Genomic DNA, 16,987 nt, shown 5'->3' on the forward strand with positions numbered 1-16,987 from the left:
GTGTCCAGCGTCCGCGAGCGAGCGCCCTGGCTTTAGCGCTGCATCGACTCCCACACCTTGTGCAGGCGCTTCACCGAAACCGGCATCGGGGTGCGCAACTCCTGCGCAAACAGCGAGATGCGCAATTCTTCGAGCAGCCAGCGGAATTCCGCAAGCCGCGGATCCACGACGCCGCCGCGCTGCGACATCGCGCGCTGATAGTGCTGCAGCAGCGGCTGGAATTCGGCGAACTGGCGCGCGTCGCGTATGGCGTCCGCGCGCAGCTTGTCGATACGCAGCGCCATCCCCTTCAGATAACGCGGGAAATGTGCGAGTTGGGCATACGGCGTATCGACGACAAAACGCTTGCCGATCAGCGCATCGAGCTGATTCTGCAGATCGGTGTACGCGGCCGCGAATGGCTTCGCCTGCAGGAGCTTCTTCGTCAGGCTCGCGTATTCGCCAAGAATCTGACCGACCAACCGCGAAATTTCCTGCGCGAGCAACGTGAGGCGGCTACGCCCTTCGTCGCGGCGGACATGGAAGCTCGCATCGTCGTCGGGCAGCGGATCCTGCAGACACGCGCGGTCGAGTGCGGTGTCGATCAGCTGATCGCGCAGTTCCTCCTGCGTGCCTCGCGGCATGAACTGCATGGCCATTTCGCGCAGGCCCGGCAGATTCTTCTCCAGATACTTGATCGGCTCCTTCAACTGCAGCGCGAAAAGCCGACGCAAGCCCGCCCGATGAATCCGCGCGGCTTCTTCCGGCGAATCGAACACCTCGACGTCGCAATGGGTGCCACGGTCCACGAGCGCCGGGTAGCCAAACAGCGTCTGACCACCACGGCGAATTTCGAGCAACTCGGGCAACTTGCCGAAATTCCACGTGGTCAGGTTTTCATAGAGCGCGGTGGCTGGTGCGCCTTCGGGTGTCGCGGATTGCGGCGCGGCCGCGCCCTTGCCGCGCGACGCGCCACTCTGAGCCAAATCTGGAGAGCGTGCAGGTGCCGCAACACCGCCGCCCGCGTCGGCCAAGGCGGCGCCCGCCGCGCCCGAAACGAGCTTCTGGAAATGCTGCTGCGCCTGAGCGCCGAGCTCGGCGCGCAGTTGCGACAAATTTCGCCCCATCGCGAGCTGCCGGCCATGTTCGTCGATGACCTTGAAGTTCATGAACAGATGCGCGGGCAGCGTCTCGAGCTTGAAGTCGGACTGCTTCATCGTGACCTGGGTCTGCTCGCGCAGGTCGGCGATCAGCGCCTCGAGCAAGCCCCCTCCTCCGAAGCGCTGTGCGCCGTGCCGTTCGGCGAAGCCCGCCGCGTACTCGGGGAGCGGCACGCAATGCCGACGCAGCTTTTGCGGCAGCGACTTCAGCAGCATCTGCGCCTTTTCTTTCAGCATCCCGGGCACGAGCCACTCACAGCGGCGCGCGTCGACCTGGTTCAGCGCGTACAGCGGCACTGCGAGCGTCACGCCGTCGCGCGGCGTGCCCGGCTCGAAGTGGTAGGTCAGCGCCATCTCGATGCCCGCCATCATCAGCCGCTTAGGGAACAGATCCGTCGTGACACCCGCCGCCTCGTGCCGCATCAGATCGTCTCGGGACAAATACAACAGCCGCAGCTTGTCCTCCGCCTGGCCGCTCTTTTCGACCTCGTCGCGATACCAGCGCTCGAACGCGGCGCCGGTATGGATGCCGTCCGGCAGCGCCTGATCGTAGAACGCGTAGATCAATTCGTCGTCGACGAGCACGTCCTGGCGGCGCGACTTGTGCTCGAGCTGCTCGATGTCCGCGAGCAACTTGCGGCTGTGCGCGAAGAACGCAAGCTTCGTGTCGAACTCGCCTTCGACGAGCGCACCGCGAATGAACAACTCGCGCGCCCGCGCCGGGTCCTGCTTGCCGAATGCGACGCGCCGCCGGTGATAGATCGGCAGGCCGTACAGCATCGCGCGCTCGAACGCGGACACCTGCGCCGCGCGCTTTTCCCAATGCGGCTCGGACAACGACTTCTTGAGCAGATGCGCGCCGACCTTCTCGACCCACTCCGGCTCGATTTTCGCGATACAGCGCGCGTACAGACGGCTCGTTTCGACGAGCTCGGCGGCCATCACCCACTTGCCTGCTTTTTTCACGAGCGCCGAGCCGGGCCACAAATAGAACTTGATGCCGCGCGCGCCGAGGTAGTACGGCTCGTCGTCGGCTTTCAGGCCGATGTTGCCGAGCAGACCGGTCAGCAGCGCCAGATGGATCTGCTCGAATGTCGCCTCCGCTTCGTTCAGCCGCCAGCCGTGCTCGCGCACCACCGTCAGCAGTTGCGAGTGGACGTCGCGCCATTCGCGCAGCCGCAGTTGCGACAGGAAGTTCTTGCGGCACTCGTCCTGCAGTTGCCGGTTCGATTTCTTGTGCGCGATCGCTTCGTCGAACCAGTTCCAGATCTTCAGCCACTGCAGGAATTCGGAGCGCTCGTCGGCGAACCGGCGATGCGCCTGGTCCGCCTGCTCCTGCGCTTCGATCGGGCGATCGCGCGGGTCCTGCACGGACAGCGCACTCGCGATGATCAGCACTTCCTTCAGCGCCTGCTGGTCGCGCGCGGCGAGGATCATGCGGCCGACGCGCGGATCGAGCGGCAGTCGCGCGAGTTCGCGGCCGAGCGGCGTCAGGTGGGTGTCGTCGTCGACGGCGCCGAGCTCGTTGAGCAACTGGTAGCCATCGGAAATCGCACGGCCCGGCGGCGGTTCGATAAACGGGAAGGTTTCGATCGCCGTCAGATGCAGCGACTTCATGCGCAGAATCACCGAAGCAAGCGACGAGCGCAGAATTTCCGGATCGGTGAAGCGCGCGCGGCCCTGGAAGTCGCTGTCCTCATACAGACGAATGCAGATGCCATCGGCGACCCGACCGCAACGCCCCGCGCGCTGGTTCGCGGCGGCCTGCGAAATCGACTCGACCTGCAACTGCTCGACCTTGTTGCGATACGAGTAGCGCTTCACGCGCGCAAGGCCGGTGTCGACCACGTAGCGGATGCCGGGTACCGTCAGCGAAGTTTCGGCGACGTTGGTCGCGAGCACGATGCGGCGCGCGTTCGACGCGCGGAACACGCGCTCCTGCTCGGCGGCCGAGAGCCGCGCGAACAGCGGCAGGATCTCCGTGTGGGGCGGATGATGTTTGCGCAGCGCCTCGGCGGCGTCGCGAATCTCGCGCTCGCCGGGCAGGAATACCAGTACGTCGCCGGGGCCTTCGCGGCACAGTTCGTCGACAGCGTCGACGATCGCCTCCATCAGATCACGATCAGTCTCGCGCTGCGTCTTCGGGCGCTCGCGGCCAGACGAGGTTGCACCCGAGGTCCCTTGCGCCGCCTTGACCGCCGGGCTGTCCTCGACGACCGGACGGTAACGTACCTCGACCGGATACATCCGGCCGCTCACTTCGATCACCGGCGCGGGCTTGTCGTCACTGCCGAAATGACGCGCAAAACGGTCGGCGTCGATCGTCGCCGAGGTGACGATCAGCTTCAGGTCGGGACGCTTGGGAAGAATCTCCTTCAGGTAGCCGAGCAGAAAATCGATGTTGAGGCTGCGCTCGTGTGCTTCGTCGATGATCAGCGTGTCGTAGGCATTCAGCAGCGGATCGGTCTGCGTTTCCGCAAGCAGAATGCCGTCGGTCATCAGCTTGACCGATGCGCCCGGCGCGAGGTTGTCGTTGAAGCGCACCTTATAGCCGACCACTTCGCCGAACGGCGTGCCGAGTTCCTCGGCGATACGGCGCCCGGTCGCCGACGCGGCGATCCGGCGCGGCTGCGTATGGCCGATCAGACCATTGCCGCCGGCACCGAGACCGCGGCCAAGCGCGAGGCAGATTTTCGGCAACTGCGTGGTCTTGCCCGAGCCGGTTTCGCCCGACACGATCACGACCTGATTCTCCGCGATCGCCCGCGCGATCTCGTCGCGACGACCGGAGACAGGAAGCGCTTCGGGGAACGTGACCGGTGGAATCGGATTCGGCTCGACGACCCGCGACGGCCGCGCTTCGCGCGGCGCGCGAGGTTCCTTGCGCGGCTCGCCCGATTGTTTGTCGCGCGATCCGTGACGTTGCTCGCCGCGGGTCGATCCGCGTTGCTCGCTACGTGGCCCGCGATCTCCCTGTTCGTTGCGAGACGCATGACGCTGTTCAACGCGAGGCGTGTCCGAGCGCGCGTCGCGGATTTCATTCCGCTGCTCGCTTTGCCGCGCATCACCTCCCTCGTCGCGAGCCTGCTGGCCATGCTCACCGCGAAGCGCGGCCGAAGGCGTATTGCGGCGCTCGCCTTGCGGCCCACCCCGCTGCCCGCTTTGCGGCCCATCGCTCTGCTGCTCACGGGCCGCGTTATGAAGTGCAGTACGGAATTGGCCAAGCTGCTCGCTCAACGAAGCGCCACGTTGCTCGCCACGAGCCCCACCGCCCCGCTTCGCACCAGACGCTTCATCCGATTCATCGCGGGATTCACCGCGCCGTTCGTCACGCGGGCCAGCGTGCTCTTCGCGACCTTTTCGACCTGCACCGCCCCCTTCAGGCGGCACCTTTCGCGCAGACGCGCCCGCCCCCCGACGCGCGTCACGCGCCTGATCGGGTCTCGCATCCTGCGCTGGGCGGCGCATCGTATCGCCGGGGTTGGCCGGCTCGCCGGCCGACGCCGGTTTCTCGTTCGCCCCAGCGGGACTTTTGGGTACATTCGACATGGGGGCGCATTATAATCCCCGGCATGAATTCCCAAACCGACCTCGTCCCCGCGCCCGCGAGCGTCCCGGCCCCCGCCGACTCGCCGGAAACCCTCGCCCAGCACGCGCAATTTGTCGACTGGATGCGTTCCGTCGCCCCGTATATCCACGCGTTCCGAAACAAGACATTCGTCGTGGGTTTCGGCGGCGAAGTGGTGCATCAGGGGCTGCTGAATGCGCTCGTGTCGGACATCGCGCTTCTGCAGGCAATGGGCATCCAGATCGTGCTGGTGCATGGCTCGCGCCCGCAGGTCGAGGAACAGATGAGCCTGCACGGCGTCGAATCGGAGTTTTCACACGGCATGCGCATCACCGACGCGCGCGCGCTCGAGTCCGCGAAGGAGGCGGCCGGCGAAGTGCGTCTCGACATCGAAGCCGCGATCAGCCAGGGGCTGCCGAACACGCCAATGGCGCACGCGCACATCAGCGTCGTATCGGGCAACTTCGTGACGGCGCGCCCCGTCGGCATTCTGGACGGCGTCGACTTCCAGCACACGGGCCTCGTGCGCAAGATCGACGCGGATTCGATCCGACACTCGCTTGCGAGCCGCAAGCTCGTGCTGCTGTCGCCGCTCGGCTTCTCGCCCACCGGTGAGGCATTCAATCTGTCGATGGAAGACGTGGCCTCGGCCGCGGCGATCGCGCTGCGCGCCGACAAGATCGTGTTCCTGACCGAAACGCCGGGCCTGATGGAAACCGGCGAGAGCGGCACAGAGCTGATCCGCGAACTATCGCTCGACGACGCCTACAAGCTGCACGAAAGCGGCGAAGTGACCGGCGACGCCGCGTTCTACCTGAAGCATTCGATCCGCGCCTGCCGCGGCGGCGTGCCGCGTGCGCACATCATCCCGTACGCGCTCGACGGCAGCCTGCTGCTCGAACTGTTCCTGCACGATGGCGTCGGCACGATGATTTCGTACGAGAACCTCGAAAGCCTGCGCGAAGCAACGCCGGACGACGTCGGCGGCATTCTCGCCCTGATCGAGCCGCTCGAAACAGACGGCACGCTGGTACGACGCGGCCGTCACCAGATCGAACGCGATATCGACCATTTCTCGGTGATCGAGCACGACGGCGTGCTGTTCGGCTGCGCGGCGCTGTATCCGTATCCGCAGGAGCGCATCGGCGAAATGGCGTGCCTGACCGTCGCGCCCGAAGCTCAAGGCACCGGCGACGGCGAGCGCCTGCTCAAGCGCATCGAACAGCGCGCGCGGGCACGTGGCCTCACGCGCATTTTCGTGCTCACCACGCGCACCGAACACTGGTTCCTGAAGCGCGGCTTCGTCAAGGTTACGGTCGACGACTTGCCCGAAGACCGCCGCCGACTCTATAACTGGCAGCGCAAATCGCTCGTGCTGATGAAACAGCTTTGAGTACTTCGTGATCGCCCCCATCTGATCCGAACCGGCGTCTGCCCGCCCCACATCGATTACAGGAGAAGCACAGCATGACTCGTATGGTTCAATGCGCGAAGCTCGGCAAGGAAGCCGAAGGCCTCGATTTCCCGCCGCTGCCGGGCGAACTCGGCAAGCGGATCTACGAAAGTATCTCGAAGGAAGCCTGGCAGAGCTGGTTGAAGCAGCAGACCATGTTGATCAACGAAAACCGCCTGAACATGGCAGATCCGCGCGCGCGGCAGTATCTGATGAAGCAGACCGAAAAGTTCTTCTTCGGCGAAGGCGCGGATACCGCGTCGGGCTACGTGCCGCCGTCGGCCTGAGCTAGCCTCGTCGAGGACGACACGACACAACGCGTCGCCCAAACCGAGCAAACACACGCCTGAAAGTCCGCGCCGCGAGCGCGGATTTTTTTCGCACCAACATCGGCCGCGCATCGCGCCCGCCGCTCGCATCGTCTTCGCCTCAAAAAGCGCTCGCCAATGTTCTACGCGGTCCGTTTTTTCAGGGCCGTTCCGACCCCGCCAGATCTCCCGTCCCGCAATGGATCGAGTCCCATTGGCGGCCCTGCCTCGCACCGCCGATTTGCATGATCCTCTGGCATCGTGCTAACATGTGCCCTCGTTTCAGCCGCAATTCACCTTCATTCGTGTTCTTTCAAGTTGGTTCATCGTGTGTTTTTCCGCGCACGCGCCATCCTGGATTGAACTGTTTTTAAACAAGAAGGCTCGTCGGTCGTTTCCCCGCCTAAGGCGGAAAATTCAAGACCGGCCTTTTTCGTTTCAAGCCTTCAGCGGCGCAGGGTCAGTTTCCCGCCAGCCCCGCGTCCCTCATGCATCTGCCCCCCTTCCACGGCCACGCAGGTGCAACAGTCAGCACAATCTAGTTGAGTGTTTTTTCGCGAACTTACCGCGAGGCACGGGCGTTTGCTTCTTTTCGCCATCCGTTCCGCCGCCGGATAACCGGTGCCGCGAATAGCCTCGCCTTGCTCACGAAATTACACTTCCCAGCAACCGTGGCGGAACGCATCACGAGTTTCGTCGCAGTCATTGGAGTTTCAACCTTGACCGCTTCCAGCAACGGCTTCTGGCGACATCACAAACCGGAACAGCGTCTTTCCCTCGACGACATCACCGTCGTCGATCACTCCCTCCTGAAACGGGCCGTCGGCGCCATGGCGCTCGGCAACGCGATGGAATGGTTCGATTTCGGCGTGTACAGCTACATCGCGGTCACGCTCGGCAAGGTGTTCTTCCCCTCGTCGAGCCCATCGGCGCAACTCATTGCGACCTTCGGCACGTTTGCCGCGGCGTTTCTCGTGCGGCCGATCGGCGGCATGGTATTCGGGCCGCTCGGTGACCGCATCGGGCGTCAGCGCGTGCTGGCAATGACGATGATCATGATGGCCGCGGGTACCTTCGCGATCGGCCTGATCCCCAACTACGCGACGATCGGCATTCTCGCGCCGGCGCTGTTGCTGCTTGCGCGCCTCGTGCAGGGCTTCTCGACCGGCGGCGAATACGGCGGCGCCGCGACCTTCATCGCCGAATTCTCGACCGACAAGCGCCGCGGCTTCATGGGCAGCTTTCTCGAGTTCGGCACGCTGATCGGCTACGTGCTCGGCGCGGGCACGGTCGCGCTGCTGACGGCGACGCTGTCGAACGACGCGCTGCTGTCCTGGGGCTGGCGCGTACCGTTCCTGATCGCCGGACCGCTCGGCCTGGTGGGTCTCTACATCCGCATGAAGCTCGAGGAAACGCCCGCGTTCAAGAAACAGGCCGAAGAGCGCGAAGCCGAGGACCGCGCGCTGCCCAGCCAGTCGTTGCGCCAGCTGCTCGTGCAGCAGTGGAAGCCGCTGCTGCTGTGTGTCGGCCTCGTGCTGATTTTCAACGTGACCGACTATATGGCGCTGTCGTATCTGCCGAGCTATCTGTCCGCCACGCTGCACTTCAACGAAACGCACGGTCTGTTCCTCGTGCTGCTCGTGATGATCCTGATGATGCCGATGACGCTCGCCGCCGGCCGTCTGTCCGACGCGATCGGCCGCAAGCCCGTGATGCTGCTCGGCTGCGTCGGTCTGTTCGCGCTGTCGATTCCCGCGCTGCTGCTGATTCGGATGGGCACGGTGCTGCCCGTGTTCGGGGGTCTGATGATTCTCGGCGTGCTGCTGTCGTGCTTCACCGGGGTGATGCCGTCGGCGCTGCCGGCGCTGTTCCCGACCCGGATCCGCTACGGCGCGCTCGCGATCGGCTTCAATATCTCGGTGTCGCTGTTCGGCGGCACGACGCCGCTCGTGACCGCATGGCTCGTCGACCGGACCGGCAATCTGATGATGCCCGCGTACTACCTGATGGGCGCATCGCTAATCGGCATTGTGTCGGTGCTCGCGCTGCGCGAAACCGCGCGCAAGCCGCTGCTCGGCTCGGGTCCGTGCGTCGCGACGCGCGCTGAAGCGCACGCGGTGCTGCGCGGTGAGCGCGAGGCCGAGGAGATGGATGAACGGTTCGCGGCGGCGGCGACCGCGCGTGCCTGATCTGCGCAGTCATCACGCCAGGCGTAGTTTCTGAAAGCGGGCCGGCGACATTCGCCGGCCCGCTTTTTTACGTCAGCAGCGAATCGAACGTCGCGCCAACCTGCGCGCCTTCAACGGTCAGCGTGCCCGCGCACACCGGCAGCCTGAAGCGCCGCGGCCCCGCGCTGCCAGGATTGACGTACAGCACGCCGTCGCGCTCGGCGATCGACGGCTTGTGCGAGTGGCCGCTCACCACGACGCGAATGCCATCGTGCTGCGGCACGCAGCCCAGCTCGGCGATGTCGTGCACGACCAGAATCGTCACCTGCTGGATCGTCAGCCGCGCATGCGTCGGTAGAGACGCGGCCCAGTCACCGGTATCGTTGTTGCCGCGCACCGCGGTGAGCGGCGCGATCCGCGCGAGCGCGTCGAGCACGTCCGGGTTGCAGATATCGCCCGCGTGAATGATCGCGTCGCAGCCGTCGAGATAGCGCAACGCTTCCGGACGCACGAGGTTGTGCGTATCCGAGATGAGCCCGATGCGGGTAGCGGTCGAAGGTGAGCGATGTGAAGTCATGCGCAGTCTCACTCGGTCTGCGGCTGCGCAAACTCTCGCGCCGCCGCCTGAGCACGGCGCTGGCCAGCCAGCATGCGCCGCGTCAACCCCTGCACGACGACCGACACCACCGCCGCGCACGCAAACCCCGTCGCCACACCGTACTGCGGCGGCAGCATCGCCGTCACCGCGAAGAACGCCGCGAACGAGCCGCGCCCGACCACCATGCCGCGCATCAGCAGCGCCACGAAGTCCGCGCCATGCGCACGCTGCGCCGACACCGCGAGCACGATGCCGAGCAGCGGAAACACCGACAGTACGCCACTCCACGCCGCGCCCATCGATGCCGAGGCGGCCGTCACCGCGAGCGTCAGCAATGCGCCCGCGAGCATCCGCACGGCCAGATCCGCACGCCCGACGCGCGCCGCCGGCACATGGCCGGTCGCGCGCGGCAAGCAGCTCTGCGACACCGCGACGGCCGCGCACGCCGCCGCTAGCGCCCACCCAAGCGAGCCGGGCATCCGCACGATCAGCAGTCCCGCGCCGAGCCAGCCGGCCATGCCCGCGACCAGTGCGAGCGGCCAGTCGAAGCGTCGGGAGCTCCATCCATAAGCAAGATTGAATGCCTCGGATGCGGCGATCGCCGCAACCGACGCCGCCGACGCCTGCGCCGCGAACGCCGGCCCGCGCTCGACTGCGAGCAGCAGCATGATCGGTCCGGCGACGACCGGCAGTCCCGCGAGCCATCCCGCGACCGACGGCCCCCAGACGCGCGCGGCCGCCGTCAGCGCGGCGAGAAAGGCCGGCACCAGCACGAGCTTCAGCGCGAGCGGCATGCTCAGGCCTCCAGCACGTGTTCGATGCGACGGTCCGGTACGAACCACCACGCGGCGGCGAGCGCGTACAGCACCGCCGACGCCCACGGCACGACGAACGCGAGCCCGATGCCGGTCAGGTAAATGACGACGGAGACCTTGCCCTTGAAGTCGTTGCCGAGCGCCTTGGCCAGCGTCGAGTCGTGTCCATGCTGCGAAATCAGCGTGCGCGTCAGGATGAAATACGCGATCGCCGCCATGAACAGCACGATGCCGTACATCGCGGTCGGCCACGCGGTCAGATGGTTTTCGCCGACCCAGTGCGTCACGGCCGGCAAGAGGGATAGCCAGAACAGCAGATGCAGGTTCGCCCACAACACCTTGCCGTTGACCTTCTGCGCCGCATGGAACATGTGATGGTGATTGTTCCAGTAAATGCCGACGTACACGAAGCTCAGCACGTATGCGCAGAACACCGGCACGACCGGGCGCAGCGCCGCGAGATCGTGGCCTTCGGGCACCTTCAGCTCGAGCACCATGATCGTGATGATGATGGCGATTACGCCATCGCTGAAGGCTTCGACGCGTCCCTTGCCCATGCGAGTCCCGAAGATCATTGCGGTGGGGCGCACAGCCCGCCTTCGCCTTGCGCGCGGGCCGCGCCGCTGCCGATTATCGGTGATGGTGTGAGGATTTGTCGATGCGCGAGAGCCGGCCGCGCGGATGGCTCGATCCGCCGCGGCTCACGGGTAATGGACGGCGAGCCACACGCTCGGCTCGGTGTCGCTCGTCCATGCGACGCGGTGGCGGCAATGCGCCTCGATCAGCACGTGATCGCCGGGCTTCATCCGATGCGGCTCGGGGTCGTCGTCGAATTCGAGCATCGCCGCGCCGGTGAGCAGCACGACCCATTCGGCGCGCGGGCTGTCGTACCAGAAACCGGGCGGACTCGCCTGCCCGGTCGAAACGATCCGCTCGATCGTCACGCCGCCCCGCTCGACGAGCGCGTCGACCTGCTCCTCGGGCGTCGTCCCCAACTGCGCGACGATGTCGAAAAGATTGCCGCTGTTACGTGCGGGTTTGAGCGAGCTTGTCATCAGCGTGTCGCGCCAGCGTCAAGGCAGTTCATTGCATCGGCTTGAGCCCATCGAGCAGCGTCGGCACCAGTTCGCTGATGGTCGGATGCACGTGCATCGCGTATTGCAAAGTCGGATACGGCGCGCCTGCGGTCATGATGTCGACGAACGTATGGATCGCCTCGTCGCCCTCGATGCCGTGAATTGCCGCGCCGAGTATCTGTTTGCTGTTCGCATCGACGAGCGCCTTCATGAAGCCGTCGGTCTCGCCACGCTCGCGCGCGCGGCCCACGCGCGACATCGGCATCGTCGCGATCAGCGCTTCGCGGCCACTCTTGCGCACCTCCTCCTCCGACGTGCCGACGCGCGCGAGCGGCGGATCGACGAACACCGCATACGTCATGATCCGCGTGTCGACGCTGCGCGCGCCGCCGTCGAGCAGGTTCGCCGCGACGATCTGGTAGTCGTCGTAGGACGTATGCGTGAACGCGCCGCGGCCGTTCACGTCGCCGATCGCCCACACGCCCGGCACGCTGGTGCGCAGCTGGCCGTCGACTCTGATCGTGCCGTGCCGGTCGCTCTCGATGCCGGCGGTGTCGAGTCCGAGATCGTCGGTATTCGGCCTGCGACCGGTGGCCAACAGCAGATGCGACGCCTCCATGGCCGGGATGTTTTGCTCGAAGCCGATGCACACGTCGTTCGCGCGATGCGCATGCGGCTCGACGCGCGTCGGCTGCACGCCGAAATGAAACTCGACGCCCTCGCGCGCGAGCACCTTCTGCACCGACTCCGCGAAATCGGCATCCTCGCGGTTCAACACGCGCTCGCCGCGCACGAGCACACTGACGCGGCTCCCGAAGCGGCGAAACACCTGCGCGAATTCGAGCGCGATATAACTGCCGCCGACGATCACCAGATGATCCGGCAACGCGCTCAGTTCGAGCAGCGTCGAGTTCGTGTAGTACGGAATCCGCTGGATGCCTTCGAGCGGCGGCACGACGGCGCGCGTGCCGGTGTTGATGAAGATTTCGAACGCGCTGAGCTCGTTCAGCAGTTGGCCGTCGCGCCCGCAGATAGCGAGCGTGCGCGCGCCGGTGAAGCGCGCGTGGCCGTTGAACACCGTGATGTTTTCCGTGCCGCGCAGCCATTTCTCGACGCCGCTGCGCACCTCTCCGATGATCTGGTCCTTGCGGGCCTTCACGGCCGCCAGATCGACGCCGACTGAACCCACCTGCACGCCGAGCTCCGCCGCATGGCGCGCCACGTGCGCCGCGCGGGCGCTCGCCACATAGGACTTGGTCGGCGTGCAGCCAACGTTCACGCAAGTGCCGCCAAAGTCCGCGCGTTCGATCACCGCGGTGCGGCGCCCGCTTTGAGCGAGGCGCACGGCGAGCGGCGAACCGCCTTGTCCGGTACCGATCACGACTGCGTCGAAGTGCTGTGGCATGGCAACTCTCCCCGGCTGGGTGCAGGTCGTAGCATCTTACGCTTAGTGCCACGCGCTGCCATGTCATGTCTGATTGTGCGGGCGCTTTGGCGACGGCCCGTCTTCCCACGCGCCGCGCGCGAGGCGGCGAAAATCAGTTGGGATTACTGCGTATGCTGCGCGGGAAATCTCAGGCGTGGCAATGAACCGCGCAAATCAACTCGCGCGAACGTTGCAGTGCGGCCTGCGCGCCGCGCGCCGCGAAGACCCAGCCGACCTGGCCGAGATTGAAGTCCTGCGACACCATCACCTGCATCAGCGCGACCATCGGCAGTACGACCGATGGCCGGTAAAACTGGTTTCTGATCAACTCTGACATGACGACCCCCAAACGCGGGGCGCCGCTTCGGCACCGCGCACCAATAATGTTTCGATGGGGGAATTTTAGGGAGTGCGTCGCCGCCGATAAATAGCGGCAACGCGAAGTCACTTGTTCGGCAATCTGAACAATCGCATCAGGACACCTTCGCCATGTCGATCAGCTGCGCGTCGTACAGCGTGCGCGCATACGCGTTCGCGCCGACCGGCCGGCTGTACAGATAGCCCTGCTGCTTGTCGCAATCGATCGCGCGCAGAAACGCCGCCTGCTCGGCGGTCTCGACGCCCTCGGCGGTCACGTTCATGCCGAGCGAGTGCGCCATCGCGACAACCGCCTGCGTGATCGCGACCGAATCGCGATGATCGGGCAGCCCCGCGACGAACGACCGGTCGATCTTCAGGTTATGCAGCGGAAAGCGCTTCAGATACGACAGCGACGAATAACCGGTGCCGAAATCGTCGACCGAGACGCGCACGCCCATTGCGTTCAGCGCGCTCAGCATCGGCAGCACGGTATCGCTGTCGCTCATCAGCAATCGCTCGGTGATCTCGAGTTCGAGCGCGGCCGGTTCGAGCCCGGACTGCGCAAGACAACGTTCGATGCGCTCGAGCAGCCCGTCGTTGAACTGCCGCGGCGACAGATTGACCGCGACGATCAGATGCGGCGCGAGCGAGCGCCGCCACTGCGCGACCTGCTGGCAGGCGTGCTCGAGCACCCAGTCGCCGATCTCGACGATCAGCCCGGCATCCTCGGCGACCGGAATGAATTCGCCCGGCGACACGTTGCCGAGCTCGCTGTTGTACCAGCGCAGCAGCGCTTCCGCACCGATCGTGCGGCCGCTCTGGCTATCGACGATCGGCTGGTACACGAGGCTCAGCTCATTCGCCGCGAGCGCGCGTCGCAGCGACTGTTCGATCGTGAAACGCCGCTGCAGATGCTGATTCAGCTCGGCGGTGAAGAACTGGAAGTTGTTGCGGCCGCGCTGCTTCGCGTGATACATCGCCGAGTCGGCGTTGCGCATCAGCGTCGCGACGTCCTGGCCGTCTTCGGGAAACAGGCTGATGCCGATCGACGCGCCCAGGTAGTACTCGTTGCCCGCCACCGCGAACGGCACCGCGATCATGTCCAGAATGCGGTGCGCGAGGCCGATCAGCTCGCCGGTATTGCCGTACGCACTGGCGACGATCACGAACTCGTCGCCGCCGACTCGCGCCAGCGTGTCGTCGCGCCCGACGCAGGCCGACAGCCGTTCGGCGACGCTGCACAGCAAGGCGTCGCCGGCTTCGTGACCGGCGGTGTCGTTGACCTTCTTGAAGCCGTCGAGATCGACGAACAGCACGGCGACGCTGGTGAGCTCGCCGTCATGGTCGCCGGCCGCGCGCGGCGCGAACAGGTCGCGCATCCGCTCGGTCAGGTAGGCGCGGTTGTAGAGGCCGGTCAGCGAATCGCGCGTGGCGAGGTACTTCAGCTGGCGCTGCGCCTCGCGCACCGGCCCGATGTCGGAAAACGAAATCAGCACTGAGTCCGGCTCGCTGTCGCCGGGCCGCAGGATCGGCACGACGTTCTGCGTGATCCACACGACTTCGCCGCCGATGAGTTCGAGGCCGACCGTCACGCCGAGCATCGGCTTGCCGGTCGCAAAGACCTGCGAGACCGGACGGTTGACTTCGCCGATGACCGAGCCGTCCTCGCCGAACGCGCGTGTCATCACGGTCCGCATGCTGTTGCCGACGACCTCCGGTGTCACGTGCAGCATGCGCTGCGCACTCGGATTGCAGGCGAGCACGATGCCGGTGCGCGACTGCACGACGATGCCCTCGCTGAGATGATCGACGACCAGCCGGTGACGCTCCTCGCTATGCGCGAGGCGCTGCGCCATCGCGTCCTGATGGACTGCGAGGCCGACGCTGCTGCCGATGTCGCGCAGCATCGCCTCTTCCTCGGGGGTCGGACAGCGGGTGGCGCGGTAGTAGACGGCGAACGCGCCGAGCACGATGCCCGCGTCGTTTTCGAAGGGCACGGACCAGCATGCGCGCAAGCCGTGCGGCAACGCGAAATCGCGGAAGTTTTCCCACAGCGGATCGGATTCGATGTCGTCGACGATCACCAGACGCCGCTCGAACATCGCCGTGCCGCACGAGCCGACGCGCGGACCGATCGCCGCGCCCTCGATCGCGGCGCTGTAGGCGGGCGGCAGCGACGGCGCGCCGCCGACGCGCACATGCACGCCGTCCGGGTCGAGCAGCAGGATCGAGCAGCACGCGCCGTCGCCGAGCAGCGCCTCGGCGCGACGGCAGACCTCGTCGAGCAGCTCGGGCAGCGGCGTGTTGCGGGTGATCAGCCGCAACACGCTGCGCTCGGACGCGAGTACCTCCTCGGCCCGTTCCGGCCGGTAGCGGGCGCCCTCCGGCGCGGCTGTCGTCGTGCCACGTGATGCTGCTTCGCAAATCATAGTTGCGCCCCCCCACCCAACATCGGCAAGTTAGTGTACGCGGCACACCGGGGTTTACGCTAAGTCCAGCGTGAAAATCTGCCATGCATCGCGTGCGGACGGCTCCGGTGTGGCGTGCCAGCATCGGTTGATGCCGGTACGACGGGCGACGGCAGTGCGGGCGCCGTCTGTTCCTGGCCCGCAGGCGCCGCAGCGGCTCGACGCTGGGCCGGCAGTTGCGCGACGATCGGGTAGTCGGCCGCAGGCCCGCGCACGTTGGACCCGCTGTTCGTATAGGCCTGTGACTGCGCGCTGGCCGCGCCGGGTAAAGTCAGAAGGTCCGCTGCCATGCAACGACCGAACACGAGTCGTCGTTGCATTCGTTCCCCCTCTTTCGATGGTCGCCTTTGACCACGCCGGCCCAAGTGCCCCCACTTCCAATATATAGACGTTGCGCCGACTTCATGACACGCGAAGGTGCGCGAGCGCCGACCGGGGCCTTCGTGCTGCCGCCCTACCGCGCTCGCGCTCGTCTGCTCGCACACGGCACACGCCCAGCCGGCAGCCCGCGCGGCAACATCTGGTAACGACCCGCCCGAATTCCCGCGTTGTTCGGACGTCCGCGAGGCGCGCGACCGGTCGATCATCGGCGGCATGACCAATCGATGCACCGCCCACACCCTGATGACCCTCTTCCGCCCCCTCCTGATCGCCGGACTCCTGCTCGCGCATCCGTACGCCAACGCTGCGAGCTTCGATTGCCAGCGCGGCCGCTCGCCGGCCGAGCGCATGATTTGCGGCGACGCCGCCCTGTCGACGCTCGACGACACGTTGGGCCAACTCTACTGGAAGGCACGTCGGCGAGTCGCCCAGCGCCGCGCGTTCATCGACGACAGCGACAGCAAGTGGGCCTGGCGCGAAGCGAACTGCCGCGACGCCGCGTGTCTGCGGACGTGGTACGCGACGCGTATCGACGAATTGCAGCGACTGCTGGCGAGCCTGCCGGGCGGCGCGCGGCAGGCGGCGTCCGTGGATGTGGATGCGCACTCCGACCCGTCGACGCTGCAATGCACGGCCGCGAAGCCCGATCTTGTGGTGAACGAGCAGTGTGCGAGCGTGATCGGGCAGTCCAGCAAGCGGTGGAAGTATCAGCCGCGCGATGCCGACTGGTTCTGCGGCGTCGCCACGCTCGAGGCGGCGGACATGGCGCCATCGCGATCACAACCGCAGGTGCAGGCGAGCGTCGGGCCATGAGACGGCGGAGCGCGCTGACTACGACAACAATCAACCCATGCGCCGGATCAATTGCGCGCCGGCGGCAGTTGCGCCGGGAAGCTCAGTCGGCGGCCGACGGCTCGCCGCCCTCGCTCGTGCCGAACAGCTCCGCGCAAAGCTGCGCGCCGATTTCACTCAGCGACGCGGCTCCGGTGCCATCGTCGTGGAACATCGTATCGACGAGACGGCTTCCCGAGAGCACCGTCAATTGCCGCCGCAAGCTGCTCATCGGCACGCCGGCCTGCTTCGACAGCTTCGCGAGCGACCACGCGCGCCGGGGTGTCTCGCGATGCGCGCGCCATAGCTGCGCGAGTATCGCGGCGAGTTGCGGGTCGATGTCGTCGTCATCCATATCGGTCTACCTGTCGTGATGTGTCGTTTTGCATCGCCGTA

At 66.0% G+C, this 16,987-nt stretch carries 14 protein-coding genes; 4 read left to right on the top strand and 10 right to left on the bottom strand.

Annotated features, from left to right (window positions below; translation table 11 throughout):
* Positions 1-32: 32 nt before the first annotated feature.
* Both hrpA and OKW41_RS33785 read right to left on the bottom strand, forming a co-directional pair.
* Positions 33-4,376 (bottom strand): ATP-dependent RNA helicase HrpA, encoded by a 4,344-nt coding sequence (gene hrpA, locus OKW41_RS33780; protein WP_429575303.1) that lies wholly within the window; start codon positions 4,374-4,376, stop codon positions 33-35.
* Positions 4,373-4,588 (bottom strand): hypothetical protein, encoded by a 216-nt coding sequence (locus OKW41_RS33785; protein WP_429575304.1) that lies wholly within the window; start codon positions 4,586-4,588, stop codon positions 4,373-4,375. Before OKW41_RS33785 ends, hrpA begins: the two co-directional genes overlap by 4 nt.
* Before the next feature lie 123 nt (positions 4,589-4,711).
* Here OKW41_RS33785 and argA point away from each other — a divergent pair, with 123 nt between their 5' ends.
* The 3 genes from argA (at position 4,712) to proP (ending at position 8,657) form a co-directional block, all read left to right on the top strand.
* Positions 4,712-6,100 carry an amino-acid N-acetyltransferase gene (argA, locus tag OKW41_RS33790; RefSeq protein WP_184070952.1) on the top strand — a complete coding sequence of 463 codons (1,389 nt, stop codon included), beginning with the start codon at positions 4,712-4,714 and terminating at the stop codon, positions 6,098-6,100.
* Positions 6,101-6,174: 74 nt separating this feature from the next.
* Positions 6,175-6,447 (top strand): oxidative damage protection protein, encoded by a 273-nt coding sequence (locus tag OKW41_RS33795; protein WP_026225286.1) that lies wholly within the window; start codon positions 6,175-6,177, stop codon positions 6,445-6,447.
* A 740-nt stretch (positions 6,448-7,187) separates the two neighbouring features.
* The gene (proP, locus tag OKW41_RS33800; protein WP_090800879.1) at positions 7,188-8,657 is read left to right on the top strand and encodes a glycine betaine/L-proline transporter ProP; all 1,470 of its coding nucleotides are present in this window, start codon (positions 7,188-7,190) and stop codon (positions 8,655-8,657) included.
* 67 nt (positions 8,658-8,724) lie between these two features.
* Here the strand turns inward: proP and OKW41_RS33805 are convergent, their stop codons facing one another.
* The 7 genes from OKW41_RS33805 to OKW41_RS33835 all read right to left on the bottom strand — a co-directional run bounded on the left by OKW41_RS33805 (position 8,725) and on the right by OKW41_RS33835 (position 15,340).
* Positions 8,725-9,213, bottom strand: a complete 489-nt coding sequence (locus OKW41_RS33805) for a metallophosphoesterase family protein (protein ID WP_429575305.1) — start codon at positions 9,211-9,213, stop codon at positions 8,725-8,727.
* An 8-nt stretch (positions 9,214-9,221) separates the two neighbouring features.
* The gene (locus OKW41_RS33810; protein ID WP_429575306.1) at positions 9,222-10,028 is read right to left on the bottom strand and encodes a hypothetical protein; all 807 of its coding nucleotides are present in this window, start codon (positions 10,026-10,028) and stop codon (positions 9,222-9,224) included.
* 2 nt (positions 10,029-10,030) lie between these two features.
* On the bottom strand, positions 10,031-10,606 hold the full coding sequence (locus OKW41_RS33815; RefSeq protein WP_429576526.1) for a TMEM175 family protein: 576 nt from the start codon (positions 10,604-10,606) through the stop codon (positions 10,031-10,033).
* Between the two features lie 144 nt (positions 10,607-10,750).
* Positions 10,751-11,104 carry a cupin domain-containing protein gene (locus OKW41_RS33820; RefSeq protein WP_429575307.1) on the bottom strand — a complete coding sequence of 118 codons (354 nt, stop codon included), beginning with the start codon at positions 11,102-11,104 and terminating at the stop codon, positions 10,751-10,753.
* A gap of 28 nt (positions 11,105-11,132) precedes the next feature.
* Positions 11,133-12,530: an FAD-containing oxidoreductase gene (locus OKW41_RS33825; RefSeq protein ID WP_429575308.1), complete on the bottom strand. Its 1,398-nt coding sequence runs from the start codon at positions 12,528-12,530 to the stop codon at positions 11,133-11,135.
* Between the two features lie 169 nt (positions 12,531-12,699).
* Positions 12,700-12,888: a hypothetical protein gene (locus OKW41_RS33830; RefSeq protein ID WP_429450499.1), complete on the bottom strand. Its 189-nt coding sequence runs from the start codon at positions 12,886-12,888 to the stop codon at positions 12,700-12,702.
* A 136-nt stretch (positions 12,889-13,024) separates the two neighbouring features.
* Positions 13,025-15,340: a putative bifunctional diguanylate cyclase/phosphodiesterase gene (locus tag OKW41_RS33835; protein ID WP_429575309.1), complete on the bottom strand. Its 2,316-nt coding sequence runs from the start codon at positions 15,338-15,340 to the stop codon at positions 13,025-13,027.
* A gap of 663 nt (positions 15,341-16,003) precedes the next feature.
* Here OKW41_RS33835 and OKW41_RS33840 point away from each other — a divergent pair.
* Positions 16,004-16,573 carry a lysozyme inhibitor LprI family protein gene (locus OKW41_RS33840; RefSeq protein WP_429576527.1) on the top strand — a complete coding sequence of 190 codons (570 nt, stop codon included), beginning with the start codon at positions 16,004-16,006 and terminating at the stop codon, positions 16,571-16,573.
* An 82-nt stretch (positions 16,574-16,655) separates the two neighbouring features.
* Here the strand turns inward: OKW41_RS33840 and OKW41_RS33845 are convergent, their stop codons facing one another.
* Positions 16,656-16,946, bottom strand: a complete 291-nt coding sequence (locus OKW41_RS33845; RefSeq protein WP_429450505.1) for an ArsR family transcriptional regulator — start codon at positions 16,944-16,946, stop codon at positions 16,656-16,658.
* Positions 16,947-16,987 lie beyond the last annotated feature (41 nt).

Source organism: Paraburkholderia sp. UCT70, assembly GCF_050434085.1.
Lineage (GTDB): Bacteria > Pseudomonadota > Gammaproteobacteria > Burkholderiales > Burkholderiaceae > Paraburkholderia > Paraburkholderia tuberum.

What these genes read in the sequence shown, in the direction of transcription:
- OKW41_RS33785 (WP_429575304.1), bottom strand. Translation starts at nt 4,588, where the DNA reads ATGCGAGACCCGATCAGGCGCGTGACGCGCGTCGGGGGGCGGGCGCGT.
- argA (WP_184070952.1), top strand. Translation starts at nt 4,712, where the DNA reads ATGAATTCCCAAACCGACCTCGTCCCCGCGCCCGCGAGCGTCCCGGCC.
- OKW41_RS33795 (WP_026225286.1), top strand. Translation starts at nt 6,175, where the DNA reads ATGACTCGTATGGTTCAATGCGCGAAGCTCGGCAAGGAAGCCGAAGGC.
- OKW41_RS33805 (WP_429575305.1), bottom strand. Translation starts at nt 9,213, where the DNA reads ATGACTTCACATCGCTCACCTTCGACCGCTACCCGCATCGGGCTCATC.
- OKW41_RS33810 (WP_429575306.1), bottom strand. Translation starts at nt 10,028, where the DNA reads ATGCCGCTCGCGCTGAAGCTCGTGCTGGTGCCGGCCTTTCTCGCCGCG.
- OKW41_RS33815 (WP_429576526.1), bottom strand. Translation starts at nt 10,606, where the DNA reads ATGGGCAAGGGACGCGTCGAAGCCTTCAGCGATGGCGTAATCGCCATC.
- OKW41_RS33820 (WP_429575307.1), bottom strand. Translation starts at nt 11,104, where the DNA reads ATGACAAGCTCGCTCAAACCCGCACGTAACAGCGGCAATCTTTTCGAC.
- OKW41_RS33825 (WP_429575308.1), bottom strand. Translation starts at nt 12,530, where the DNA reads ATGCCACAGCACTTCGACGCAGTCGTGATCGGTACCGGACAAGGCGGT.
- OKW41_RS33830 (WP_429450499.1), bottom strand. Translation starts at nt 12,888, where the DNA reads ATGTCAGAGTTGATCAGAAACCAGTTTTACCGGCCATCGGTCGTACTG.
- OKW41_RS33835 (WP_429575309.1), bottom strand. Translation starts at nt 15,340, where the DNA reads ATGATTTGCGAAGCAGCATCACGTGGCACGACGACAGCCGCGCCGGAG.
- OKW41_RS33840 (WP_429576527.1), top strand. Translation starts at nt 16,004, where the DNA reads ATGACCCTCTTCCGCCCCCTCCTGATCGCCGGACTCCTGCTCGCGCAT.
- OKW41_RS33845 (WP_429450505.1), bottom strand. Translation starts at nt 16,946, where the DNA reads ATGGATGACGACGACATCGACCCGCAACTCGCCGCGATACTCGCGCAG.